The 26,035-nt window shown below is 58.3% G+C and carries 20 protein-coding genes, 1 tRNA gene and 3 pseudogenes; 18 read left to right on the top strand and 6 right to left on the bottom strand.

The window, feature by feature from the left end:
- The first annotated feature begins 98 nt into the window (after positions 1-98).
- Positions 99-641 (top strand): annotated as a pseudogene (locus tag AACY30_RS17815) (hypothetical protein).
- 48 nt (positions 642-689) lie between these two features.
- Here AACY30_RS17815 and AACY30_RS17810 read toward each other — a convergent pair.
- The 3 genes from AACY30_RS17810 to AACY30_RS17800 form a co-directional block, all read right to left on the bottom strand.
- Positions 690-1,853: a hypothetical protein gene (locus tag AACY30_RS17810; protein WP_339540842.1), complete on the bottom strand. Its 1,164-nt coding sequence runs from the start codon at positions 1,851-1,853 to the stop codon at positions 690-692.
- Positions 1,854-1,867: 14 nt separating this feature from the next.
- Positions 1,868-2,755, bottom strand: coding sequence for a nitrilase family protein (locus tag AACY30_RS17805; RefSeq protein WP_339419497.1), 888 nt, complete (start codon positions 2,753-2,755; stop codon positions 1,868-1,870).
- Positions 2,756-2,858: 103 nt separating this feature from the next.
- Positions 2,859-4,817, bottom strand: coding sequence for a flavin monoamine oxidase family protein (locus AACY30_RS17800; protein ID WP_339540841.1), 1,959 nt, complete (start codon positions 4,815-4,817; stop codon positions 2,859-2,861).
- Between the two features lie 262 nt (positions 4,818-5,079).
- On the opposite strand from AACY30_RS17800, the gene AACY30_RS17795 reads away from it, so the two are divergent.
- From AACY30_RS17795 to AACY30_RS17765, 7 genes and pseudogenes are all read left to right on the top strand, one after another.
- The gene (locus AACY30_RS17795) at positions 5,080-5,424 is read left to right on the top strand and encodes an FKBP-type peptidyl-prolyl cis-trans isomerase (RefSeq protein ID WP_339419495.1); all 345 of its coding nucleotides are present in this window, start codon (positions 5,080-5,082) and stop codon (positions 5,422-5,424) included.
- Positions 5,425-5,436: 12 nt separating this feature from the next.
- On the top strand, positions 5,437-6,036 hold the full coding sequence (locus AACY30_RS17790) for a GNAT family N-acetyltransferase (protein WP_339469033.1): 600 nt from the start codon (positions 5,437-5,439) through the stop codon (positions 6,034-6,036).
- A gap of 561 nt (positions 6,037-6,597) precedes the next feature.
- Positions 6,598-9,303 carry a magnesium-translocating P-type ATPase gene (gene mgtA, locus AACY30_RS17785; RefSeq protein WP_339540840.1) on the top strand — a complete coding sequence of 902 codons (2,706 nt, stop codon included), beginning with the start codon at positions 6,598-6,600 and terminating at the stop codon, positions 9,301-9,303.
- A gap of 16 nt (positions 9,304-9,319) precedes the next feature.
- A pseudogene (locus tag AACY30_RS17780) lies at positions 9,320-9,463 on the top strand (MgtC/SapB family protein); the annotation flags it as partial.
- A gap of 335 nt (positions 9,464-9,798) precedes the next feature.
- Entirely contained in the window at positions 9,799-10,425 is a 627-nt protein-coding gene (locus tag AACY30_RS17775; RefSeq protein WP_339540839.1) for a response regulator transcription factor, read from the top strand.
- Between the two features lies 1 nt (position 10,426).
- Positions 10,427-14,041, top strand: coding sequence for a transporter substrate-binding domain-containing protein (locus AACY30_RS17770; RefSeq protein ID WP_339540838.1), 3,615 nt, complete (start codon positions 10,427-10,429; stop codon positions 14,039-14,041).
- A 134-nt stretch (positions 14,042-14,175) separates the two neighbouring features.
- A complete protein-coding gene (locus AACY30_RS17765) occupies positions 14,176-14,604 on the top strand; it encodes a chemotaxis protein CheY (protein ID WP_339468873.1) in 429 nt (142 codons plus the stop codon).
- Here the strand turns inward: AACY30_RS17765 and dkgB are convergent.
- Together dkgB and AACY30_RS17755 are read right to left on the bottom strand one after the other, a co-directional pair.
- Positions 14,601-15,419, bottom strand: a complete 819-nt coding sequence (dkgB, locus tag AACY30_RS17760) for a 2,5-didehydrogluconate reductase DkgB (protein WP_339468872.1) — start codon at positions 15,417-15,419, stop codon at positions 14,601-14,603. The genes AACY30_RS17765 and dkgB overlap by 4 nt on opposite strands.
- A 140-nt stretch (positions 15,420-15,559) precedes the next feature.
- Positions 15,560-15,817: a hypothetical protein gene (locus tag AACY30_RS17755; protein ID WP_445261443.1), complete on the bottom strand. Its 258-nt coding sequence runs from the start codon at positions 15,815-15,817 to the stop codon at positions 15,560-15,562.
- Here AACY30_RS17755 and AACY30_RS17750 point away from each other — a divergent pair.
- Positions 15,755-16,045, top strand: a pseudogene (locus AACY30_RS17750) (NAD(P)H-dependent oxidoreductase); the annotation flags it as partial. The gene AACY30_RS17755 and the pseudogene AACY30_RS17750 sit on opposite strands and share 63 nt — an antisense overlap.
- Positions 16,046-16,103: 58 nt before the next feature.
- On the opposite strand, the gene AACY30_RS17745 reads toward AACY30_RS17750, so the two are convergent.
- Entirely contained in the window at positions 16,104-17,186 is a 1,083-nt protein-coding gene (locus tag AACY30_RS17745; protein ID WP_339468871.1) for a 3-deoxy-7-phosphoheptulonate synthase, read from the bottom strand.
- Positions 17,187-17,796: 610 nt separating this feature from the next.
- Between AACY30_RS17745 and AACY30_RS17740 the strand changes: the two genes are divergently transcribed.
- The 9 genes from AACY30_RS17740 to AACY30_RS17700 all read left to right on the top strand — a co-directional run bounded on the left by AACY30_RS17740 (position 17,797) and on the right by AACY30_RS17700 (position 26,020).
- Positions 17,797-18,546: a carbon-nitrogen hydrolase family protein gene (locus tag AACY30_RS17740; RefSeq protein ID WP_339468870.1), complete on the top strand. Its 750-nt coding sequence runs from the start codon at positions 17,797-17,799 to the stop codon at positions 18,544-18,546.
- The gene (locus AACY30_RS17735; RefSeq protein ID WP_339540837.1) at positions 18,547-18,978 is read left to right on the top strand and encodes a GNAT family N-acetyltransferase; all 432 of its coding nucleotides are present in this window, start codon (positions 18,547-18,549) and stop codon (positions 18,976-18,978) included.
- A 92-nt stretch (positions 18,979-19,070) separates the two neighbouring features.
- Positions 19,071-19,421, top strand: a complete 351-nt coding sequence (locus AACY30_RS17730) for a helix-turn-helix domain-containing protein (protein WP_339468868.1) — start codon at positions 19,071-19,073, stop codon at positions 19,419-19,421.
- A 166-nt stretch (positions 19,422-19,587) separates the two neighbouring features.
- Positions 19,588-20,229 (top strand): response regulator transcription factor GacA, encoded by a 642-nt coding sequence (gene gacA / locus AACY30_RS17725; RefSeq protein WP_003190387.1) that lies wholly within the window; start codon positions 19,588-19,590, stop codon positions 20,227-20,229.
- A 1-nt stretch (position 20,230) separates the two neighbouring features.
- Positions 20,231-22,054: an excinuclease ABC subunit UvrC gene (gene uvrC / locus AACY30_RS17720; RefSeq protein ID WP_339540836.1), complete on the top strand. Its 1,824-nt coding sequence runs from the start codon at positions 20,231-20,233 to the stop codon at positions 22,052-22,054.
- A 33-nt stretch (positions 22,055-22,087) separates the two neighbouring features.
- The gene (gene pgsA / locus AACY30_RS17715; RefSeq protein ID WP_339419471.1) at positions 22,088-22,648 is read left to right on the top strand and encodes a CDP-diacylglycerol--glycerol-3-phosphate 3-phosphatidyltransferase; all 561 of its coding nucleotides are present in this window, start codon (positions 22,088-22,090) and stop codon (positions 22,646-22,648) included.
- A 63-nt stretch (positions 22,649-22,711) separates the two neighbouring features.
- A tRNA-Gly gene (locus AACY30_RS17710) sits at positions 22,712-22,787 on the top strand.
- Positions 22,788-23,303: 516 nt separating this feature from the next.
- Positions 23,304-24,566: a serine hydrolase domain-containing protein gene (locus tag AACY30_RS17705; RefSeq protein WP_339540835.1), complete on the top strand. Its 1,263-nt coding sequence runs from the start codon at positions 23,304-23,306 to the stop codon at positions 24,564-24,566.
- Between the two features lie 116 nt (positions 24,567-24,682).
- Complete coding sequence (locus AACY30_RS17700; RefSeq protein WP_339419467.1) at positions 24,683-26,020, top strand: alginate export family protein; 1,338 nt, start codon at positions 24,683-24,685, stop codon at positions 26,018-26,020.
- The last annotated feature ends 15 nt before the right edge of the window (positions 26,021-26,035 follow it).

Raw genomic sequence — 26,035 nt, 5'->3', positions numbered from 1 at the left:
TGGTGCATTTGCGCCACGACTGAACAGATGTCGTTTCGCCACACTCCCACTCAACAAGGCACATCACCTTGCTCCCATAACGTGTGAAGGACCTCTGTATGACCGCTGTCTATGAAACCAATCGGTCGCTGTTCGCTTGCCCTGAAGCGCGGTGTTGGCCGGTAGTGCAATTGCCCTGGTAACCTACCTGGTCCTTAGTGTGCTCGGCACCGCCGGCAACATGGTGGGTAAAGGCTTGTTGGCTGCCAGCAGCGGTATTGCCGCGGCGACGGATGCAGCGACCAATCCTGCGCAGGCGGGCGACCAAGTGAAGGAGTGGTTTGAACGCGTGATAGCGTCCGGTGAACCTGCGCTGAACGCGGCGGATAAAGAAGCGCTGGTCAACTTCGTGGCGGCGCGTACCGGCAAGAGTAAGAAAGAAGCCACGCAGATCGTCGACAATTGCGGCCAGGCTTATCAGCAAGCCATGCAGAAGGTCGAAGAGCTGAAGCAACAGGCTCAACAGAAAGCCCGTGAAGTGGCTGCCAAGCAGGTTTCCCGTGCGGCCTGGAGCACCTTGGCGATGCTGCTGTTGGGGGGCGGCGCTGAGCTTCTTTGTGGGACGTATGGCGCTGACTAATCGTCGCGTACCGTTGGCCTGACGTGTTGTGATGAGGGTGGTGAGAGGGGGACCTCTCACCACGCTTATGCTAAACCACTAACCATCCCACGACTGGTACGATGATCAGCGTACTCAACGCCATTGAGAGCACGTTACCGATGTAGGGGTGGAAGTGGGCCGGCAACCTCCCCGCGATGGCGCACGCTAAAGGTGGAGCAATCAATGCACCGAGCAGCGCACTTGATCCCATCACCATCCAACTTCCTCCATGGGTCAACACGGCAGCCGGTACTACTGACACCAAGGGAACATAGGTGGGATACCATCCTCGCTTGATCCACTCACGTCGCCAGATGACCACACCCAGCGCAGACGTCAGTGCTTGCGCGCCGATCAGGTGCAATATGAGGCCTGAGCCGTACGCCGGGCTCACGGGATTCAGGGCGTACGCCAAGAGGACTCCCGCCAACAGACCCAGACTGGCTAGCTCGTTTCCAAAAAACGGCGCTTCGGAGAAATCTGCCAGCACCCGGCGCAGGCTCCAAGTCACGCCATAAGTGGGAAGAGCGGCAGGCTCCGGTTTGGCCGGTGGGGTAAAGTCCGAGCGCACCACAGAGGGCATCCGACGGCATAGCATAAACGCGATCACGCTACCGATGGCCATGCCCATCACATTGCCAATCACCGTCGGCAACCCCAGCGGCACGCAGACAAAGTTGACGATCAACAGGCACATCGGCGTAACGAGCACAGCGCCCAGTGCTGCGCCAGTGAGGGTGACCTTCCACCCGCCGCCAAACATCAGCACCATTGCCGCCGGCAACGAGACGAACGCCGCGAACGTCGGTTGCCACGTCTGAGCGGTGACAGCCCATCCCCACAGCAGGTTGCTGAGTAGCAGGCCGAGCAACGAGCTGGTTATCAGCCAAGGCCATAATCCGGTCCCATAGGAAATGGAGAAACCTTGCCAGGCCTTACCCCTTCGGCTGGCCCACCAGGCCAGGTAGGCACCTCCCAGCAGGCCGAGCGACGCCAGTTCATGTTTGTAGAAAGCGACCTCGCTGATATCGCCAAGTACCCAGCGCAGCCAGGCAACAGGGTGTGGGAGGCTTTGCACCATATCGGTGTAGCCAGGCCAGGGCTCGGTGAACGCTAACCACACAATGATCAGAGCGCTGGTCAGCGCAATGACAACAACAGTCTTGTCAATGTTGGGCCAGGGGGTTCGTGGTTTTTCTAAGAGGTTACCCATAGTCAACCCTCCAATCAGCGCGGCAGGGCAGGGTGTTGGGCGTAACCGAGCATTTGATCGTAGAGATCATTGCGTCGATCACGTTGCAAATCGTTGAGGCTGTTCCAGATCGGTGCACTGCGGGCGCTGGTGATATCAATGTCGGCGAACAAAATTTCCTGGCGATTGGCCGAAGCGACAGCGCCAATCGGCCAGCCATTGGTTCCGGCAATCAATGAGCATCCGAGGTAACGGGCGTCTCGCTCCTCGCCAATGCGGCTGGCGGCAGCGATAAACACGTTGTTGACGTGGGCGGCGGTCATCGTCAGGTACGACGCCATGCATTTTCCCGCGTCATCGAATAGCGGCGGTGGTGTCCACACCCAGTTGTTCAGGCTGCAAATAATATCTGCGCCTTGTTGGCTGAGAATGCGTGGTACCTCCGGGAACCAGATGTCCCAGCAAATCAGCAAGCCAATACGGCCGATCGGCGTTTCAAATACCGGAAAGCCTGTATCGCCGGGGGTGAACCATAGCTTTTCCAGGTTCCACAAATGCGCTTTGCGGTATTTTCCGATGTAGCCTTCGGGACCTAACAGCACGGCCGTATTGAATAGCTGCATACCGTCTATTTCACATAGGCCTGCTACCAGATACACCTGGTGCCTGCAGGCAAAATCTATCCACGCCTGCACGCTGGTACCGTCTGGCACTCGTTCTGCGTGATCAAAAGCATCCTGGCGACTGCTGAAGAAATACCCGCAATTGGTGAGCTCGGGCAGCACGATCAGGTTGGCTCCGCCGTTCGCGGCTTCGGCCGCCAGTGCGAGGCTCTGACTCAGATTATTGGCGCGGTTGGCCATGCCGACCTGTGGATCAAGTTGAATGACCGCTACGCGTGCAGGGCTTACTGGTTCGCTCATTGAGGTGACCTCTTATTGTTATACAACCGGAAAATGGTTGGATGTTTATAAGAGGCGACAATATGTTTAATTGAAAGTCAGACGGTTCTCATTACTGCGTAGTCTATTTCCTTTGTTGCTCGGTTTTGTAGGCTGGGTAGTCCTGCATGTCAAAGCCGCCGTTGAAATTGGCGCGTGTTTTATTGCAGATGTTTATCACGGTGTCGACGGCGCCTCTGAAGCAAGGCTCAGTCCAGCCAGCATCAACGGAAAACGACTCGCCGCAGAGATAAAGTCCCGATTTGTGCGAGAAGTCCCTGTTGTATTTCATTAAGGACACCGCGGCGTAGTAGGTGCCTGCGCGATAGAGCTTTGCACAACCCAGCGAGTGCTTGTCGTTCATCCAGCGTTGAACGACGGCCTGTTTATGCCCTATATAAGGTGATATTTTTTCTTTGATGTTTGTGGACTTCAAGAGGATTCGGTCAAGCTCTTTTATGCATTTATCGACCAGTTGTTCGTCGTCAAATACCGATAGCTTGGTCGCGTCGTCTTCCCACGTGTAGCTGAGGAGGATGCAGTCATAGGTATTATTATTGTGGTAGCGGTAGGTATATACATCATGTACCCAGCTGTCCGTAACGATCGCTTGAGGTATGTTCTTGTTCTCTGAGAGAAACGACTTTTTTAGTGGCGCGTAGACTTTGCAGCTGGTTTCCCAGTGGGCGGTCTTATAGGCTTCTATGATGTTGAATGGGAGTGTCTCCTGGCTGAAGTTTTCAATTGATACTTGTGTCTCGATCAGCCAGGAGGGAAGTGTCATTACGACAGCGTCACAATCGATAAATACGTTTTCTGTTTTGTCTTTTTGTGTGGCATTCCAGCTGTAATACACCCGTATTTTTCCGTTCTTGAGTTTTTTCAGTGTTGTCACTGCACTGCTGGTCAGTAAACCGGATGGGCGCTTTAAAAGGTGTTCGTACAAAGAATCATCGGTCTCGTCGGGTTTTATGAAGAGCAGCGATTCCGCCAGCGATCCAAGGCCAATATAGTTTGGTTTGTTGAATTTCAGCCCTCTGGAGTCCAGGGTCTCTTTAGCATTCAAGTACGGCGCGTCCATGGGAGTACCGTCTGCGTCAACCCGTCCGTGGATTAACTGCAGATGACTGCTGAATCCAAATATCGCCGTGCGCAGAGGGTAAAGCGCGCAGACGTCATAGAAGGCGCCCCAACTGCCATCACCTATTCCGATGGCGTAGAACACTGCAGATTCCTGGGCACTCATACCCAGGCCGCCAAAGTTTCCAGGATCCCTGTGGTGCCACGTATCAATACTTGGCAACTTGACCAGATCCCGAAAGGACATACCTTCGTATTTTCTTACTATCGATGCCCACATGTCCTCCCAGCGTTCGGAGCCGTAATTTTCGGAGACGCACAGCGTCATACGCTCGGCAAATGTCTTCCATTTCCCGAAAACGTGGCCCAGCGTTTGCCCTGGCGGGGCTGTTTTTCCATCGGCGTTTTTCCAGATCAGCAGGGTGGGTTCACTGCTGTTATCTATGCTCCCTTCTCTGAGGAATATACCTGTTGAGCGGACGGCCGGGCTGCCCGGGTTTGGAAAGTCTGAATAGCGCAAATCGAATTCGTTAGCGTAATAGGCCATCAGTGAGCGACCGTCTTTGGGAGGCTCATTTGTCTTGTTGAAGAACGGCATCCTCATTGCACCCATCTCGAAAGGGGGCCTGCCTGGCGTGTTGGTGTGATTGTTCCCTAGGGCGGTAAGGTGTCGGCCGCCAATACGCTTGGATTTTTCGAGTAAGGTAATGTTTGTGAACCCGCACCTGTAAAGCTCGCGTGCAGTCGTCAGGCCGGTAATGCCAGCGCCAATAACGCAGATCTTATGATTGGGTTCAGTGGCCTGGGCAATCCCGTTTACCTGTTCAACCAACGCGCGGTAGTCAAAGCACAGGTCGGGTGGATTAGGAAATGTTGCCCTCCATTTTTTCTCGGTAGAGCGCTTTTCTCGATGCTGCCGCTGGGCGATGTCTGCGGGGTAGTTGAAGCCGGAACCGATGGTCATTCTGATATTCCCTATTCAGCGTAATGAACGCTTCATAGGTTGAGCGTCAGCACTGTGCGCGAGAAATAAGCTGAAGGTGTTTTGGGGGGAGGGGACATCGTGTTTTTTTGTAAGTGAATTTCAGGCAGCAAGCGCAGAGAGCGCCCTCTGATCCTGAAAGACGCTGCGGCGCGTAGAAACTGTCAGTGTTGCGTTTGAAGCTTGCCAAACCCGCTTGATTCTGGGAGAAACGCCATCCTTTGCGCCCTCAATGAGAACCGCCATGAGCCACGACGAACTCCAAATCACCGACATCCGCCCCGGCACTGGCAAAGCCGTGGTCAAGGGCGCGTTGATTACTACCCAATACACCGGCACCCTGGAAGACGGCACGGTATTCGATTCGTCCTGGGAGCGCGGCAAGCCGTTCCAGTGTGTGATCGGCACCGGGCGGGTGATCAAGGGCTGGGACCAGGGGCTGATGGGCATGCAGGTGGGCGGTGTTCGGACCTTGTTCGTGCCGGCGCATCTGGCGTATGGCGAACGGTCGATGGGCGCGCATATCAAGCCCAACAGTAACCTGTGTTTTGAGATTGAGTTGTTGGAAGTGCTGACGCGTGATGATTGAGGGCGGATGAACATGGATGTTGATGAGCACGTGTTGCCCGGTTGCTCTGTTGCAGGTATTCGGGTGGTTGAGCTGTGCGCTGGCGACGAGGCCGAGCTGCAACTTTTTTTCGAGCGAGCGCCGGATTACTTCATTGCGGTGAACGGCGAGCCCGCCACGCCGACTGAAGCGCGCGAGGAGTTGCACGGGCAGCTGCCCACAGGATGGACGTGCCGCCGGATGTACTGGCTGGGTTATCGCGATGCTGACGACCGATGGGTCGCGGTGGTGAACATTGCGGCGGACTTGCTGGCGAGCGGTGTCTGGCATATTGGGCTGCTGCTGGTCGACTCCTGCCTGCATGGCACTGGCCTTGCGCAACGACTGCATGCGGACCTTGAAGAATGGGCTGCGAAGAAGGGCGCCCAATGGCTGCGGTTGACGGTGGTTATCGGCAATATCAAAGCCGAGCGTTTCTGGCCCAGGCTTGGGTATGCGCAGGTACGTACGCGGGAGGGCGTCACGATGGGACGGCAGGTGAACCGGGTGTCGATTCAGGTCAAGGCGCTGGCGGGTGGGGCGGTTGAGGATTACTTGAGGCTGGTGGCGAGGGATAGACCGGGTACCGCGTAGCAACAGATGTACGCTGTCCGAAATGTGGGCTTGCTCGAGAATGCGGTAGCTCAGTCGACATCTGCAGTGGCTGATACACCGTCTTCGCGAGCAAGCCCGCTCCCACATTTAGATCTCTGGAGGGTTCAGGAAGATGCGTTCCTGAACCCTCCCTGAAGAATCTTCTTATTCCTCACGCAGACACTTTCCTACGGTTTACGCTCCTGAAATCGAGGCGTAAGCTTCGCGCGTTTTCATCAATAGCGGAGACCCTCAGTGGGTACTTGTTCGAGTGACAGTAGTCGGCCGGTTCTGGTAGCCGGCACAGGCTTGGCAAGGTAACGCGCATTCTTCTGATGCCGTTGTCTCGCCAATAAAAGCGAGAAGCGGCATCCCGGCAGCAGCCAATCCTGGCGCCTGCCCGAATCCCTCTCATCGACGCTGACCAGCACCTGACTCACCTCGGGATGCTACGGACGCGCCTGCCTTTACGGTGGGCGGGCCAAGCTGACTGTGCCTATAAAATGGCGCGGGGCAGACGGCCGTACCTGCACGAGTGTTTCCTCGCGCAGGAGTAACACCATGAACTTCACGCTGCTCAAAGAGTTCTTCGCCGGCTTCCTGCGGACCCGGCATATTGCCCGGCATTTCCGCCGCCTGGCGATGCTCGAAACCGTGACCGACGCCAGTGTCAGCCGCGAAGTACCGCCGACCCTGGCGCAAACCCTCGTGGTCTCGGCCAACAACAGTGCCGTGCAATTGCTCGGCACGCTAGGCAGTCATTGCGAAGGTTTGAACACCCAAGAGGCCGATGCCCTGCGCGTGCAATACGGCCTCAACGAAGTCGAGCATGAGCAACCGCTGCCCTGGTGGGCGCACCTGTGGCACTGCTACAAGAACCCGTTCAACCTGTTGCTGACCCTGTTGGCGGTCATCTCCTGGCTGACCGAAGACATGAAGGCCGCCACGGTGATTTTCTCCATGGTGGTGCTGTCGACGTTGCTGCGTTTCTGGCAGGAGGCCAAATCCAACAAGGCCGCCGATGCCCTGAAGGCCATGGTGAGTAACACCGCCACGGTGCTGCGTCGCGATGAGGCCAAGCGCATTGAGTTACCGATCAAGCAGTTGGTGCCCGGCGATCTGATTGTACTTTCGGCCGGCGACATGATCCCGGCCGACTGCCGTGTGCTCAGCGCCAAGGACCTGTTCGTCAGCCAGGCGGCGATGACCGGGGAATCGATGCCGGTGGAGAAGTTCGCCCACCAGCAGGACGCCAACACCCGCAATCCGCTGGACCTGGAAAATATCCTGTTCATGGGCACCAACGTGGTGTCCGGCGCGGCGACGGCGGTGATCCTGACCACCGGTAACAGCACTTATTTCGGCGCGTTGGCCCAGCGTGTGACGGCCACCGATCGCGCGACCACGTCGTTCCAGCACGGCGTTAACAACGTCAGCTGGTTGCTCATTCGGTTCATGTTCGTGATGGCACCACTGGTGCTGTTTATCAACGGTTTCACCAAGGGTGACTGGACTGAGGCGCTGCTGTTTGCATTGTCGATTGCCGTGGGCCTCACCCCGGAAATGTTGCCGATGATCGTCACCTCCACCCTGGCCAAGGGTGCGGTGTTTCTGTCGCGCAAAAAGGTCATCGTCAAGCGCCTGGACGCGATCCAGAACTTCGGCGCCATGGACGTGCTGTGCACCGACAAGACCGGCACGTTGACCCAGGACAGGATTTTCCTGGCGCGCCATGTGGATGTGTGGGGCGAAGAGTCCGACGATGTGCTGGAAATGGCCTACCTCAACAGCTACTACCAGACCGGCCTGAAAAACCTGCTGGACGTGGCAGTGCTGGAGCACGTGGAGGTGCATCGCGAGCTGAAAGTCGGCACCGCGTTCCACAAGGTCGATGAGATCCCGTTCGATTTCAATCGTCGCCGCATGTCAGTGGTAGTGGCCGAGGAAGGCTTGCCGCACCTGTTGATCTGCAAGGGCGCTGTGGAGGAAATCCTCTCTGTGTGCAACAACGTGCGCCATGGCGACACCAACGAGGCGCTGACCGATGAACTGCTGGCACGTATTCGCCAGGTCACCGCTGCGTTCAACGAAGAAGGCCTGCGCGTGGTGGCCGTGGCCGCGCAACCCATGACGCCGGGGCGCGACACTTACAGCCTGGCGGATGAGCAAAACCTCACGCTGATCGGCTACGTGGCTTTCCTCGATCCACCAAAGGAAAGCACCGCTCCCGCCCTCAAGGCGCTCAAAGCCCATGGCGTTGCGGTAAAAGTGCTGACCGGTGACAACGAGCTGGTCACCGCCAAAATCTGCCGTGAAGTGGGCCTGGAGCAACAAGGCCTGCTGATGGGCAACGATATCGAGGACATGACCGACGCCGAGCTGGCAGAGGCCGTGGAAACCACCAACGTGTTCGCCAAGCTGACGCCGAGCCACAAGGAGCGCATCGTGCGCCTGCTCAAGGCTAACGGACATGTGGTGGGCTTTATGGGCGATGGCATCAACGACGCGCCGGCGTTGCGTACCGCCGACATCGGTATTTCGGTGGACAGCGCGGTGGATATTGCCAAGGAAGCCGCCGACATCATCCTGCTGGAAAAAAGCCTGATGATCCTGGAGGAGGGCGTGCTGGAGGGGCGGCGTACCTTCGCCAACATGCTCAAGTACATCAAGATGACCGCCAGTTCCAACTTCGGCAACGTGTTCTCGGTGCTGGTGGCCAGTGCATTTATCCCGTTCCTGCCGATGCTGCCGATGCATTTGCTGGTGCAGAACCTGCTGTATGACATTTCGCAGATCGCGATTCCGTTCGATAACGTCGATGAAGACATGCTCGCCAAGCCACAACGCTGGCAACCGGGCGATGTCGGCCGCTTCATGCTGTTTTTCGGGCCGATCAGTTCGATCTTTGACATCTCCACGTTTGCACTCATGTGGTATGTCTTCGATGCCAACACCCCCGACCACCAGACCCTGTTCCAGTCCGGCTGGTTTGTGGTGGGGCTGCTGACCCAGACGCTGATCGTGCACATGATCCGCACCCCGAAAATCCCGTTCCTGCAAAGCCGTGCGGCGATGCCGTTGATGGTGATGACCGGTGTGATCATGGCCGTGGGGATTTTCCTGCCGATGGGGCCGTTGGCGCATTACTTTAAATTGCAGGCGCTGCCATCGCTGTACTTTGTGTTCCTGCCCGTGATCCTGCTGGCGTACATGGCCCTGACCCAGGCGGTGAAGGGTTACTACATCCGTAAGTTTGGCTGGCAATAAACAGGGACGATTTCCTTTGCAAGCAATCAACAACATCAACCTCAATTCCCTGATCGACACCCTGGTCAGCCTCACTGCGGCATTCATCCTTGGTGGCCTGATCGGTTTCGAGCGTCAATACCGCCAGCGCACTGCAGGTCTGCGCACCAACGTGCTGCTGGTGCAGGCGTTCTGGAGTCCGAGTACCACCGAGTAGCCCCCCGGCTGTCAGGCTTTGTCCCGCGCAAAGCTGACTATGCTACTACGAGGAAAAATCCTACAAGCAATCGAGATGATCCCTTCATTTGATAAGGCGCGACGTTGCTAAGGTTGCGCGCTTGCGCCTCAGGAACAAGGGCGCGGCTCTACGTGTTTACCGTGCTTTATCAAAAGGAGGGGTCTGTACTGCCTGAAGTGTCATGCAGAGTAATCAGCACCGTTTGTCGGAACTGTTACTTTTCACAGGTAGATAGGTCCCGTGTGATATGTAAGCGTATTGATCCCTCGGGGAGTCTTATGAGCAAAGCTTTAATTGTGGATGATCACCCTTTCATACGTGCCACCGTGAAGTACCTGTTGAAGCAGGAAGGATTCTTTGAAATATATGAAGCAGGCAACGGTGCAGACGCCATGCAGATTGCTCGTGAGAAATGTCCGGACCTGGTCATCCTTGACCTGGCGATGCCCAAGCTTGGCGGGTTGGAGGTGATCAGCCGGATCAAGGCGCTGGAACTGCCCTGTAAAATCCTCGTGCTGACTTCGTACCTGGCGGTGTTCTTTTCTACCCGCTGCATGCGCGCCGGAGCCATGGGCTTTGTTAACAAGACCGGTGAACTGGATGAGTTGCAAAAGGCGATCAGGGCGATCAGGTCCGGTTACAGCTGCTTCCCCAGCGTGGCCACCAGTTCGGTGCGCCGTGATGATTTGCAGACCACCGAGCAAGAACTGGTGGACGCGCTGTCGGATCGCGAATTGACGGTACTGCAAAAGCTGGCGCTGGGCCTGGGCAACAAGGAAATCGCTGAGGACATGTTGTTGAGCCACAAGACCATCAGCACCTATAAGACACGACTCAAGGAGAAGCTGCGTATGTCCTCGGTGGTGCACCTGTCCAAGTTCGCCCAGCGCAATCATCTGATCTGAAATGACCATCTCCCGGCTGTTGATTTTCATGGCCATCCTGCTGATGGGGCTGTTGCCCTGTGCAGCGATGGCTCTGGATGAGCCACATACACTGCGGCTGTTCGGCCATTCAACGCTGGAAAACCCCCGTCTGGAACTTGAGGAAAGTGACTGGCGCTGGCTGCGCGAGCGACGGATGTTGGTGATGGGGGTGTCAGCACCTGACTACATACCTTTCGACCGGTCCAACGGAAACGACTTTGAAGGCATTACAGCTGACTATGCGTGGCTGATCAGCCTGATTTTAAACATGCCTATTGAGGTTCGACGCTACGACACTCGTGATGAAGTCATCGAAGCGCTCAAACGCGGCGAGGTGGATTTAGTCGGGTCTGCCAACGGTTACGAAGCGGCCGATAAGGCACTGATACTGTCGCGTTCCTACGCTAATGATCAACCCGTGCTGGTGACCCGCACGGGTGACAGTCATTCATTGAGCGCCGACCTGGCTGGCAAGCGCGTAGCGATGCTTTACCACTATATGCAGCCTGACGCTGTCCAGGCCTTTTACCCCCACGCGCAACTGCAGCTGTATGGCTCGACTCACCAGGCTATCGGCGCCTTGGCGTTCGGTCAGGCGGATGTCTACTTGGGCGACGCTATCAGCGCCCGCTATCTGATCAACAAGAACCACCTCAATAACGTCCGCATGGCAGATTTTTCCGCATTGGAGGTCAACCCGTTCGGGTTTGCCTTCAACCAGGACAACGAGCGCCTACTGAATATCATCAACGAAGCGCTGGCCGTTATCCCGGCCAACCAGCAGATGGAGATCCTGCGCCGCTGGAGTGCCGGTGACAGCGGTTTCCTGGCTGCCGACCGTTTGCGTTTGAGTGAGAGTGAGCAGCGTTGGCTGCAGAAGCACCCACGGGTGAAAGTTGCAGTGCTCGATAAGTTCGTGCCGTTGTCTTTTTTTAATGAGCAAAGGCAGTTTGTGGGCTTGAGTGACGAGGTATTGTCGCGAGTCAGCTTGCTTACGGGCTTGAAGTTCGAAGTGGTGCCAGGGAGTTCGCAGCCTCAGCAGATTGAAGAGGTCAGTACCGGCAGAGTGGATATGCTGGCGGTGATCACGCCCAGCGTCGAGCGGTCCGAAAAGCTGCGCTTCACTCGGCCTTATCTGTCCAATCCCTATGTGTTAGTGGCGCGTACCGGTGACGAACGCCTGGTGACGCTGGAGGACATGCCTGGAAAACGCCTGGCATTGCTCGCCGGTAGCACGCTCTCCGTGCAGATTGCCCGGGACTATCCAGGCATCGAGTTTGTCAATGTCGAGAACCCCGAGCAGGCCATGGATCTGGTCGCCAAGGGCAGCGTCGATGCGAACGTTATTTCGCTGATCAGTGCACGCTACATGATTGCGCGCCATTACCGTGATCGCTTGCGTATCACCAGCACCGTCGGTACGGAGCCAGCGCGCATTGCCTTCGGTGTCAATCGCAGCCAACTGGAGCTGTATTCGATCCTCGAAAAGGCGCTGTTGTGTATCACGCCTGAAGAAATGGACGAACTGACCAACCGTTGGCGCAGTGAGATCATCATCGAAGACAGCTACTGGATCAGCCATCGCAACGTGATTATCCAAGGGTTTGGCCTGGCCGCGCTGCTGCTGCTGATCACTCTGGGCTGGGTGCTCTACCTGCGCAACCTGATTCACAAACGCACACAGGCCGAACGGGCCCTGAGCGACCAGATGCGGTTCATGAGCGTTCTGATCGACGGCACGCCGCACCCCATTTACGTGCGCGACCGCCAGGGCCGGTTAATGGCCTGTAATAACGCTTACCTCGATGTATTTGGCTTTAAGTTGGAGGACGTGATCGGCAAGACCGTGGTGCAAACCGATACGGGCAACCCGCCCCAGGCACAGTCGTTCCACGCCGAATACTTGAGCTTGATGGCGCGGGGGGAGCCGCAGATCCAGGATCGCGTACTTAAGGTTCCCGGCGGCGGTGTGCTAACCATCTACCAGTGGATGCTGCCGTACCGAGATAGCAATAGCCACGTTGTAGGCATGATTGCAGGTTGGGTGGATGTGAGCGAGCGCCAGCGGCTGTTGAGCCAGTTGCAGGCAGCCAAGGAGGACGCAGACTCGGCAAACCGTGCCAAGACCACATTCCTCGCGACCATGAGCCATGAGATCCGCACGCCGATGAATGCCGTGATAGGCATGATCGAATTGGCCCAGAAAAACGCCGAGCAGGGCCGCGTCGATCAGGATGCGCTGGAGGTGGCGTCGATGGCATCCCGAAGCATGCTGGAATTGATCGGCGATATTCTGGACATTGCGAAGATAGAATCCGGCCACCTGTCCCTGACCCTGGCGCCGGCCAATCTCCACGAGTTGTTGGCATCTGTGGCGCGTGTGTTTGAGGGGCTGGCGCGGGACAAAGGTTTGCACCTGCAAGTGGATCTCGATCCGATGATTGACCGCCCGGTGCTCATCGACCCTTTGCGCTTCAAGCAAGTGGTGTCCAATCTGCTGGGGAATGCCATCAAGTTTACCGCCACCGGTCAGGTGCGCCTGGGTGCCCAGTGCGCCCCGGCGTTGGCCGGGGACCACTTGAACCTACGGTTGTATGTCGAAGACACGGGGGTTGGCATCAGTGCTGAAGATCAGCAGCGGTTGTTCAACCCATTTATCCAGGGGAGTAACAACGACCAATCGGCGCGCAGTGGTTCCGGACTCGGGTTGGCGATCAGTCGCAACCTGTGCGAGATGATGGGCGGTCAACTGCACTTGAGCAGTGTGCTGGGCAAGGGGACGCGGGTGGACGTGACGTTGGCGCTGGCGTTGACCCGCGCAGCACGGGTTTCGACTTCCGTCGCTGGTGTTCCACCGACGCAGGCGTTGAACCTTCTGGTGGTCGACGATTATCCGGCCAACCGTTTGTTACTGACTCGTCAACTGAGCTTCCTTGGGCATCACATCGTCACGGCCGAAAATGGCGCCGAGGGCTTTGCACTGTGGCAGGCCGGGCATTTTGATGGCGTCATCACTGATAGCAACATGCCGGTTATGGACGGTTACACGCTGGCCCGTGATATCCGTGCCCAAGAGCGTCAGCGTGGTCTGGTGCCGTGCCTGCTGCTGGGGTTCACCGCCAACGCCCAGCCGGAGGAAACCGAGCGCTGCAGGCAGGCGGGCATGGATGGTTGCTTGTTCAAACCGACCGGGCTCGATGATTTGCGTGCGGCGCTGGCTCCTCGCACCGCAGCAGCCGTGAAGGGTGAGGTCGAGCCGGTGTACGACCTGAGTACGCTGACTGCGCTGACAGGCGGTGACACTGCCGCGCTTAACGAGTTACTGATGCCATTGCTCATCAGTCTTGCAGACGATCGCGTGCTGTTGTCGACGCTGAAAGATCACGCGGATATCGCCAAGTTGCATGACCTGGCCCATCGCGTTAAAGGGGGCGCTCGCATGGTCAAGGCCCACAGTTTGGTCGCCTGTTGCGAAACCTTGGAGGGGGTGTGTGAAAGGCACGACCATGGAGCACTGGCGGCTGCGAAACAGGCGGTTGGCATGGCCATCGATGGTTTGCATCACAGCCTGAGCCAGCACAGCAAGCAGGCTTGACTGAGGTGGATAGCCATTCGGCGGATTTGGGAGAACTCCTACATGGAAGGGGAATAAGCCTGATTTTGTCTTCGGTATATGTCTGGAAAATGGGCCTCGCTCACTGACGAGCACTGCCTGCCCAGGGGTTTTCCATGCCAAACAAAGCACTGACTATCCTGATTGCCGATGAGCAGCACCTGCAACGCCTGTACATCGAGAAAATGCTCAACCAGTTGGGGTATCACCGGATCGTACCGGTGCAGACCTTCGAAGAGGTCCAGCTACTCACTGCTATCCCGGCCCAACCTTTTGACGTGCTGATCATCAGTGCGGGGCTGGCGGTCCAAGCTTGCGGGCCTCAACCCCAGGCACATCATGTGCTGGTCTACGATCACCAGGACCTGAGTCTGGATCTGAACACCCCCGCCGATGCAACGCCGGCGGTGCTGGTACGGCTGCCCGGCATGCCGGATAACGTCAACCTCGAACACTTCATGGACATCATCGACCCACCCGCAGCCACCACCGGCCTGCGGGTTTTACCGTGGCTGCGGGAGTTATCGCGCGCGCCCGTGGCCTAGTCCCACTGTGGCGCGATACCTTTCGGGCTGGTCAGGCGATGGCCGCGCTCCAGTTCGGCAATCTGCGCCATGTCGGCCGCACTCAAGGCCAGTTGCAAGGCCTTGAGGTTGCTTTCCAGGTTGGCACGTTTGGTCGACGATGGGATGACCGCGTAGCCCAGTTGCATGGCCCAGGCCAACGTCACTTGCGCCGGGGTAGCCTGATGGCGCTCGGCGATTTGCTCAATCACCGGGTCTTTGAGCACTTCGCCGTAGGCCAGGGTCATGTATGAGGTGATCTGGATACCGTTAGCGGTGGCAAAATCCACGACCTTGCGATTTTGCAGGTAGGGGTGCATCTCGATCTGGTTGGTGGCGATGTTCTCGGCACCAACGGCGGCAATCGCTTGCTTCATCAGGTCGATGGTGAAGTTGGAGATGCCGATCTGGCGGGTCAGGCCCAGGCGTTTGGCTTCAAGCAGTTGGCCCATGAATTCGGCGACAGGCACCTGGTCTTCCGGCGATGGCCAATGGATCAGGGTGAGGTCCAGATAGTCGGTTTTCAGTTTGCTCAGGCTTTCACGCAGGCTTGGAATCAGCTTGCCTTTGGCGAAATTGGCGATCCAGATTTTGCTGGTTATAAACAGCTCATCGCGCGGTATGCCGCTGTCGACAATGGCTTGTCCGACGTCTGCTTCGTTCTCATAGATCTGCGCGGTGTCGATGACGCGGTAGCCCAGTTCCAGGCCGGTGCTGACCGAATCGATCACCACCTGGCCCTGCAAGCGGAAGGTGCCTAGGCCGAAGGCCGGAACGTTTTGCGTTGGGATAGACATTAGTAACTCCTGAAGGGGTGTAAACAATGGAGTCGAGTATCCGCTCGTCGTTCCTCTGGAAAAACCGCCGAATCCGAAAAGGACTCTTTACCCCAGGTCACGAGTATGGGCGCGTGCCAGGTCGGCATCCAGCGCATCGCTCAACATTTGCGTGCGCTGGGGGGCAGCAGGGCGCCGAGGGTGAACAGGTCCTGGCGGATATGCCCGAAGTCATCCAGGGAGTGACCCGCGCAGGCTGATTCCCGCAGGTACGATGCCACCCTGTTGTTCGCCAGCCCGGTGCGCGAGGTGATCCCATCGCCGAAGGCACTGGCAAAGCCGCCAACGAAGAGGTCCGGGCGCTGCTCACGGTCACCTTGGGCGGGCGTGAACATATGTTCGGCGAGGGCGCGCTTCACGGACCGCTGGCGGATATGTTGCGACCGATTCTGCGCGGGACGCTGGCGTATGGGGGCTATGACGTATTGGCGCCGTTTGTGGCGTGGCACGTTCCGTATATCAGCGCTGAGGCGCGCCAGGATTTCCTGCTGGGGTATGAGACACGACGGCAAGGGTTGGCGGATGAGCCGCCCTTGGTGTTTCCGAAACTTGAGCAGTTTGATGAGGCGTTGTACCCACGTCTCTGAACCGAGCATTGATCAAATGTGGGAGCAGGCAAGCCAGCTCCCCACATATCGATCTTCATCAGTCAGTGATGTTTCGTTGTCCGCGCAACCGCTCCGCCGCACTGCGCAGCAGTTGCTCGGTGCTGCTCCAGCCCAGGCAACCATCGGTCACTGACACGCCGTACTTCATCGACGCGCTCAACGGCTGGCAACCTTCGAACAGATGACTTTCGAGCATCATGCCGATCAGCGCGGTGTCGCCCTGCAGGCGTTGCTCCAGTACGTCGTTGAATACGGCCGGTTGACGCAACGGATCCTTGCCGCTGTTGGCATGGCTGCAGTCGACCATGATGCGCGCCGCCACCTTGGATTTGGCCAAGTCGTGTTTCACCTGCGCCATGCTTTGCGCATCGTAGTTCGGCCCACGGTGACCGCCGCGCAGTACCAGATGAGTATCGGGGTTGCCCGGAGTCTGGATGATCGCCGGGTGGCCCTGGCTGTCGACGCCGAAATGGCGGTGCGGGTGTGAGGCCGAGCGCATCGCGTCAGAGGCTATCGCCACGCCGCCGTCGGTGCCGTTTTTGAAACCCACCGGCATGCCCAGGCCGCTGGCCATTTCGCGGTGGATCTGCGATTCGGTGGTGCGCGCGCCAATCGCGACCCAACTGAGCAGGTCATCGAAGTAGCCGGCGGCCATGGGTTGCAGCAGCTCGGTGGCTACTGGCAGGCCCAGGCGCAGCATTTCGCGCATCAGTTCGCGCGACAGCGTAAGTCCGGCAGCCATGTCATCGCTGCCATCCAAATGAGGGTCGTAGGCCAGGCCTTTCCAGCCGATGGTGGTGCGCGGTTTTTCGACGTAGGCGCGGATCACCAGCAGCATCTGGTCGCTGACTTCAAGCGCGAGCTTCTTCAGGTTGCGCGCGTATTCCATGGCCGATTCCGGATCATGGATCGAGCACGGACCGACAATCACCAGCAAACGTGAATCGTCGCCATTGAGGATGCCGCGTACGGCTTGGCGATGGGCATGGACCTGCTCGTTGAGGAACGGGCTGAGCGGCAACTTGAGCTTTAAATCAAGGGAACTGGGCAGGCGCTGGGTCAGCGCTTCGTTGGCGCTGGTCAGGGCAGAGAGGGGCAGGGCGGCAATGGCAGTGTTCATATTCAAGGCTTCCTGGGCAAGCGGCGGGCTATTCCCGCGCGCTCTGCCCTACTGGGGTGTTCGACAATTGGCCGTATCGGCTGCGTGTGTTGTCTTGCCACCAATAGGTGACCGATCGGAGGCGGCAGGCTGTCCCGAACGGAGCTTGCTAAATCGCCATGCAGTGGAAGTGTCGTAGCGGTAATAGGTGGCGTAGTTCATGTCGTGAGTCCTTTAAGTGTTCTTGCAAAATTGATGGAGGCCTGAAAAAACAAAACCCCCGGTCGGGGAGCCGACCGGGGGTTAGATTTCTCTGGTAGGCGACCCCTTGAGTAGTGGGCGCCGATTTCAGGTATCAGGCGCGCCAGTGGCTAAACCAATACCCAAAATAAAAGCATACCGCAGCGCTCGAACCGTTCACACGGGTAGCCGATACCGGACGCGGGGCGCTGGCAGCAGGGCAAACCTGAGTGTGGGTGAGTTGCAACACGGTATGTCTCCAAATGATGGGGGCAGCTTACTAGAGGCACACGGGGGGATTCAATCAGAAATTTCTATCGTGCCGGGGTACTTACTGCTATCGGCCGGGATATGCTTCTAACACTTCGACAATAATTGCTTGGACGCGACCATGACTGCCCTGACCCTTGCTGCGGCTCAATCCATTTCCATTGCGGGTGATGTGCCGGCCAATATCGAACGGCACCTGGCGTTCATGCACGTGGCGGCCGAGCATAACGTGCAATTACTTGTATTTCCCGAGCTTTCGTTGACCGGGTACGAGCCGTCATTGGCTGCCGGTTTGGCGATTACGCCAGATGACCCAGTCCTGGCGCCGCTGCGTGAAATAGCCCGGGCGTTGCAATTGACGGCGGTAGTGGGAATGCCTGTCCGCCTCGCACCCGATGCCGGTGTATTGATTGGCGCCCTGGTACTGGGCGCGGATGGCTCCCTGGCGCTCTATACCAAGCAGCATTTGCACCCAGGCGAAGAGGTTGCGTTCGTCCCGGGCCAGGGCGGTGCGGCCCTCGAGTGTGAGGATGAGCAGATAGCATTGGCCGTGTGCGCGGACTTCTCCCACGCCAGTCATCCGCGCCTGGCGGCAGAGGCGGGCGCCACTGTCTACGCCGCTGGCGTGCTGGTTAGCGAGGGCGGCTACGCAACGGACAGCGCGTTACTCCAGGGCTATGCGGCTGAGCATGGCCTGCTGGTGTTGATGGCCAACCATGGCGGCCCGTCCGGTGGCTATGTTTGCGCCGGTCGCAGCGCCATCTGGGCGGCTGATGGCGGTTTGCTGGCCGCCGCTCCCGGTGTTGGCGACGCGCTGGTGATTGCCCGTCGTGTTGGCGCCGTGTGGGCTGGCCAAGTGGTAGCTCTCTAAATGGCGTTCCACTTACGCGCGGCGACGGACCACGACCTGCCATTCGCGCGGACGTTGACGTTCGAAGCCATGAGCCGCTACTACGTGCAATACGGCTTGGTGTGGTCCAACGATGGCTTTGATGTTGCCTGGGCGGGCCGTGAAAACTGGCTGATCTGCAATGATGACGTCGTGCTGGGCTTTATCAGCCTGAGCCGCGACAGTCGCGCGCTCTATATCCGCGAGTTGCATATGCTCGAGGCGTGTCGCGGGCTGGGCGCGGGCAGCTGGGTATTGGAGCAGATGGCAGCCAAGGCTCAAGCCTTGGGTTTGTTACGCTTGACGGTGTTCAAGAGTAATCCTGCCAGGCAGCTCTATCAGCGCAGTGGGCTGAACATTGTGGGTGAAGATGATTGCTTCTGGCGCATGGAGCGTGCCTGTCAATCGAGCTAATCCCTATGGTCCATTCTAATAAGCGCATACTGGGTACAGGAGGCGACTTTCTTGTTGTCGCTTCAACGTGTCAAACAGGAATGCGTATTCAAATGAGTGGAATCAGTTCGCGTTTGAGACAAGAAAGGGAGCGACTTGGCCTGTCGCAAAAATTATTTGGTGAAATAGGCGGCGTTGAAGCCAATGCACAGGGTAAGTACGAAAACGGAGGGCGAGCGCCCAAAGCCGACTACTTGTCGCGTGTCGCCGAAAGAGGTGTAGACGTGTTGTACGTGCTGACCGGTGAAACCACGCCGCTTCAACTGGAGAATCTCAGCAAGCTTGAAGAAAAAGTACTGGGTGACTACCGCGCGATGTTCAAGGAAGACCAGGCTGCAATCCGTCGTTTGACGTCTAGCCTTGCTGAGCATTGTGTGGCGCATAACGGTAAAACCACGCCCTAGCCCCGGGATGCCTGACCTGTTGCTCAGAAAGTTGAGCCGTCCGGCCCACACTGGGCGGCTACTGTGTGTGCTAACGCTATATATATGACGCTTGCAGCTAGGTCTGCGCCTAGGTTTTTTGCTAAGGTGTTCAGCAACCTATAAGACCATATCGCGAGGTGTCTGCTTGATTAGGGTGCTAGTAGTCGATGACCATGATCTCGTTCGTACAGGCATTACACGAATGCTGGCTGACATCGATGGCCTGCAAGTAGTCGGCCAGGCCGAGTCCGGGGAAGAGTCCCTGATCAAGGCCCGGGAGTTGAAACCCGATGTGGTGCTGATGGACGTCAAGATGCCCGGTATCGGTGGTCTTGGCGCCACGACCAAGTTGTTGCGCAGCCACCCGGACATCAAAGTCGTGGTGGTGACCGTGTGTGAAGAAGACCCGTTCCCGACACGCCTGTTGCAGGCGGGTGCGGCCGGTTACCTGACCAAGGGCGCAGGCCTGGCGGAGATGGTGCAAGCGATTCGCCTGGTATTTGCGGGCCAGCGTTACATCAGTCCGCAGATTGCCCAGCAACTGGCCATCAAATCCTTCCAGCCCACCAGCGACTCGCCATTTGATGCGCTGTCGGAGCGGGAAATCCAGATCGCCTTGATGATTGTCGGTTGCCAGAAGGTGCAGACGATTTCAGACAAACTGTGCCTGTCGCCCAAGACCGTCAACACCTACCGCTATCGCATTTTCGAGAAGCTCGCCATCAGCAGTGATGTTGAATTGACCCTGCTCGCGGTGCGCCACGGCATGGTGGACGCCAGCGCCTGACATGACCACATTGTTTGATCCAAGTGCTTTCCTCTCGACCTGCAGTGGCCGTCCTGGCGTGTACCGCATGTTCGACAGTGAGGCGCGCCTGCTGTATGTCGGCAAAGCCAAGAACCTGAAGAACCGTCTGGCGAGCTACTTTCGCAAGAGCGGTCTCGCGCCCAAGACCGCTGCGCTGGTGGCGCGTATCGCCCAGGTCGAAACCACCATCACCGCCAATGAAACCGAGGCGTTGCTGCTCGAGCAGACGCTGATCAAGGAATGGCGGCCGCCTTACAACATTCTGCTGCGTGACGATAAATCCTACCCCTACGTGTATTTATCCGACGGTAATTTTCCACGCCTGAGCATTCATCGTGGCGCGAAGAAGTCGAAGGGTAAGTATTTCGGGCCCTATCCGAGCGCCGGCGCGATCCGCGAAAGCCTTAGCCTGCTGCAAAAGACCTTTTTTGTGCGCCAGTGCGAAGACAGCTTCTACAAGAACCGCACCCGGCCGTGTCTGCAGTACCAGATCAAACGCTGCAAGGCACCCTGTGTGGGCCTGGTTGAACCGGCCGAGTACGCCGAGGATGTGCGCCATTCTGTGATGTTCCTCGAAGGACGCAGTAATGCGCTCACCGACGAACTCTCCAGCGCCATGGAGCAAGCCGCCAGCACCCTGGATTTCGAGAAGGCCGCCGAACTGCGCGACCAGATATCCCTGCTGCGCCGCGTGCAGGACCAGCAGAGCATGGAAGGCGGCACCGGCGACGTGGACGTGATCGCAGCCTTCGTCAACCCAGGCGGTGCCTGTGTGCACCTGATCAGCGTGCGTGGCGGGCGGGTGTTGGGCAGTAAGAATTTCTTCCCACAGACCGGTATCGACGAGGAGGTCGCCGAAGTCATGGCGGCGTTCCTTGGCCAGTACTACGTCAGCAGCCCCGAGCGCGACCTGCCAGCGGAGCTGATCGTCAACGTGGTACATGAAGACTTCCCCACGCTGATCGAGGCGATCCACGAACTGCGCGGCCGCGAGTTGGACATCAGCCACCGCGTACGCGGCACCCGAGCGCGCTGGCAGCAATTGGCCGTGACCAATGCCGAACAGGCCCTGGGAGCACGCCTGGCCAATCGACAGCATGTCGCAGCACGCTTTGACGCCCTGGCCGAAGTCCTCAACCTGGACGAGCCCCCGCAGCGCCTGGAGTGCTACGACATCAGCCACTCCAGCGGCGAGGCCACCGTGGCCTCCTGCGTGGTGTTCGGGCCGGAAGGGCCGATCAAATCCGATTACCGGCGCTACAACATTGAAGGTGTCACCGCTGGCGATGACTATGCAGCCATGCACCAGGCCCTCACGCGGCGGTTCAGCAAGCTGAAGGACGGCGAGGGCAAACTGCCCGATATCCTGCTGGTGGACGGTGGCAAAGGCCAGCTGTCGATGGCTCGCGACGTGCTCAACGAACTGGCCGTGCCCGACCTGATCCTGCTCGGCGTGGCCAAGGGCGCCACACGCAAAGCCGGTTTCGAAACGTTGTACTTGAATGATGCCGCCCACGAGTTCACCTTGAAGGGTGACTCGCCTGCGCTGCATTTGATCCAGCAGATCCGCGACGAAGCCCACCGTTTCGCCATTACCGGCCACCGCGCCCGCCGTGGTAAAACCCGGCGAACGTCAACCCTGGAAGGGGTGTCGGGGGTTGGGCCGACACGGCGTCGCGACTTGCTAAAACATTTTGGTGGCTTGCAGGAGCTGTCCCGTGCCAGCATTGACGAAATAGCCAAAGCACCCGGTATCAGTAAAAAGCTCGCTGAGTTGATTTATGCGAACCTGCATAGCGAATAGAATGCCCTTTCCACCTCGTAGCCAGTTGTGCCGATGAATATCCCTAATCTGATCACCGTTCTACGCGTCCTGCTTATCCCCATTTTCATTCTGTTGTTCTATTTGCCGTACGAATGGAGTCATATGGCCTCCAGCTCGGTGTTTGCGTTTGCCGCCGCCACCGACTGGCTCGATGGCTACCTGGCACGCCGACTGGAGCAGAGCACGCCGTTCGGCGCGTTCCTCGACCCTGTGGCCGACAAGCTCATGGTGGCCGTCGCCCTGGTCCTGCTGGTTCAGGAACACGGCAACCTGTGGCTGACCCTGCCGGCTGCGGTGATCATCGGCCGCGAGATCGTGGTGTCGGCCCTACGCGAATGGATGGCCGAAATCGGCGCCCGCGCCCACGTTGCCGTCTCCAACATGGGCAAATGGAAAACCGCTGCGCAGATGCTCGCATTGGTGATTCTGCTGGCCAACCCGTCGGATTTCTCTTTCTGGGTCCTGAGCGGCTACGCCTTGCTGCTCATCGCCGCCGGCCTAACCTTGTGGTCCATGCTCCAGTATCTGCGCGCCGCCTGGCCGCATCTGCGCACCACCATTGAAAAGAAATAAAACTTTTTTGAATCAAGGGGTTGACGGGTTCTGATATTTCTATAGAATGCGCACCACCAAGACGCGGGAATAGCTCAGTTGGTAGAGCACGACCTTGCCAAGGTCGGGGTCGCGAGTTCGAGTCTCGTTTCCCGCTCCACATATTAAGAATGGACCTCTGAAAAGAGGTCCATTTTTTTCGTCCAGAAAAAGTCGTTCTATGACTTTTGCTGCGCACCTCCCTGAAAACACTCCGATCCAGTTCTTATGTGCGCAGTTTTCAGTGCATCAATCCGCGTATCCATCGGCAGCAGAGGTACCACGGCATGGGCTTTGGCAGGCTCTCTGTATCCGGGATCGTCCGGCAGAGGCGTGACCTTGGGCCGCTGCTGGGGGCGTGTCACACCTGCCGCTGCCCTACGACGCCGGAATGCGGTTCAGCGCCGTGCAGGCGCAGCAGGGGCGCAAGACCGTCGATGAGGTGCATGGGATCGGTAGGCATGGGGCATTTCAAAATTTGCCCCTGTTGCAGGGGCTTATCAGGACGGCGTAGAACTTATCCAAGCTTGCAGAACAATTTGTTTTTTTGGTAAAAAGTTTTATTGACTAAAATATTATATGAGGTAATTATTTCTCTGCATCTGCTTCATGCAGAGTCATCTTCAGGGTTATCCCGATGAGTCATAATGCCCAATTCTCCCTTGCGACTTCTTACGTCGAGGCCAATGAGTCTTCATTGGCCACTCGCGTGGCACCGCTGCTGATGCAGAGTTTTCCCGCCGCGCTGGAACACCGGGTAACGTGGAACAACTGGATGCGCGCGCCCTTCAATCAGTGGGGCTTCCGTCATCTGGCGCGACTGCGCCCCAGCATTGATGTGTCGGCGGGGCCAGGGCCTGCCGGTCAGCTCCAGGAGGCTCCCCGCGCTCTGGATCAACTGTGTTTCGACAGTGAGAGCGGGCTGGGCATCCGTGTGATCGAGCACCTTGTCGCCAGCCAGACCGACGCCTTTTTGGTGATGCAGGGTGACACGGTGTTGTTCGAGCGTTACTTCAACGGTCAGCACGCCTGTGACCGGCATATCATGTTCTCGGTAACCAAGTCGCTGATCGGTACCTTGGGTGAACAGCTGGTGACGCGCGGTGTGCTCAAGCCCGAGCGGCCGGCCGCTTATTACGTGCCTGAACTGGCGGGCAGCGCGTTTGGCGATGCCACGGTGCGCCAATTGTTCGACATGGCGGTGGGCATCGACTACAGCGAAGTGTATGACGACCCCAATTCAGAAAGCTCGCAGTACGGCTATGCCTGCGGCTTTCAACCGGCACCGGCGCAGTACGCGCAGTTCGAATCGTTGTACCAGTACTTGCCCTCCCTCAAGAAGCGCGGCAGCCACGGTGGGTTTTTCCATTATGTGACGGCCACCACCGAAGCCTTGGCGTGGGTCATGGAGCGTGCCTCGGGCAAAGCGTGCAGTCAGATGCTGGAGGAGGTCTGGGGGCGCCTGGGGTGCGAGCGCGACGGCTATTTCCTGGCTGATCCCTGGGGCCGTAACGTGGCCGGAGCGGGCTTCAGCGCCACCTTGAGAGACATGGCGCGTTTCGGTCGCCTGCTGGCCAACAACGGTCGCCACGACGGCGTTGAGCTGCTGTCGCCCGAGACGGTGGCCCGTATCACCGCCGGCGCGGATCCGGCGGTCTACGCGCAAAATGCCGAGTTCTCCCACTGGACGCCCGGTGCGTCCTATCGAAGCCAGTGGTACGTGTTCAACGACCACAGCCAGGCCCTGATGGCCGGGGGGATTCACGGCCAGTACCTGTTCATCGACAAGCCGTCCGGCGTAGTGATCGTCAAGCAATCTTCGCTCACCGATGCGGTCAGCCCGTTCGATACCGACAGCGTGCGCATGCTGCGCGCGATCGCCGCCCACTTGAGCCACTGACCCACGCCAAAAAATAAGAGTTTTGCGTTCTATTCACCTGGCTTGCCCAGGTGTTGGCGGCGCCCTGCGTCGCCATTGACTGCCCTGTAACAACAATAATTCCACAGGAGCTTCTTATGGTATTCAGCAAGCGTTTCTCTCGAGCGCTGTTGGCGGTCGGCTTACCCTTGACCACCCACGTCGCATTCGCGGGCTACACCTTTGAGGACGGCGATCTCAAGGGCGAAGTCAATCTCACGGCAGGCGGCGCAACGTTGTTTACCCGTGGTGTCAACTTCGGCAGCGGCCAGGTCGATGCGCGCAACGGTAAAAACGGCGGCGCCCGGATCAACTGGCAAGAGGTCTACGTAAAACCGGGGGTCAAACTCGAGTATGCGTTGCAACCGGATTTTAGCCTGCTCGCGGGCGGTTCCCTGGTGGCAGCGAGCACCTTCGGCGATGGCGACGCGGGGGGCTTCAGCCGCAGCTCCGATGGCAAGGCCGCAGCCGAAGAACTCTACGGCGGTTTTCGCGCCGGCGAGTGGACGCTCACCGCCGGCCGCCAGAACTACATGATCGGTACGGGGTTCATCGTCATGGACGGTAACCTCGACCAGTACAAGGATGGCGCCTACTGGCTCGGCCCGCGAACCGCCTTCAAGGATTCGGCGATCCTCGCCTGGGATCATGGCGCGCTGAAGTCCCAGGCCTTCACCTTGCGCACCGATGATGACTTGGGCGATTTCCGCATGACCGGCGTCAACGTGGATTACAACGTTGATGACCAGGTGACGCTCGGCGCCATGGCCATGAAGGTCAATGCCCTTGGCCCCAGAGGCAGCACGCTCCCGCGCCGCCGGGACGGGATGCAGGTGTACAACCTGCGGGCACTCAACGCCAAGGTGCCCGGTGTACAGGCGCTGACGCTGAATGCCGAGTACGCGCTGGAGCGCGGCAGCGGCGAGGGGGTCGACTACGATGCCAACGCCTGGTATGCCCAGGCCGACTATGCCTTCAACACCTTGCCGCTGACGCCGGTCCTTGGCTACCGCTACGCGAGCTTTTCCGGCGACGACAACCTCACCGACAACCGGCAAAAAGCCTGGGACCCACTGAGCAAAGGCTTCGTCGACTGGAGCACGTGGCTGGTCGGGGACGTGGTCGGCAACTACCTGTTGTTCAACAGCAACGAAAACGTCCAGCAGTTCTCCCTCAAGACCCACCTCAACGAAACCCTGACCCTCGGCGCGATTCACTATCAGTTCTGGCTGGACGAGAAAAACTACATGGGCGCACCGGTCAGTGATCGGCGCTTTGCTGACGAAAGTGTGGTTTTCCTCGACTGGACACCCACGCCGTCGTTCTATACGTCGCTGTCGTACAACTGGGTCAAGCCACTGGCCGCCGCCAAACAGGTGTTCGGCAACGACCAGATGTTCAGTGCGCTGGAACTGTATTTCACCTACCGCTATTAAGTGCTGCGAGCCATC

The sequence above is a fragment of the Pseudomonas sp. RA_5y_Pfl1_P24 genome, from assembly GCF_963970945.1.
In the GTDB taxonomy this organism is placed as follows: Bacteria; Pseudomonadota; Gammaproteobacteria; order Pseudomonadales; family Pseudomonadaceae; genus Aquipseudomonas; species Aquipseudomonas tritici.
The sequence above is the reverse complement of the archived record's forward strand: the minus strand, read 5'-3'. Positions and strand labels throughout refer to the sequence as shown.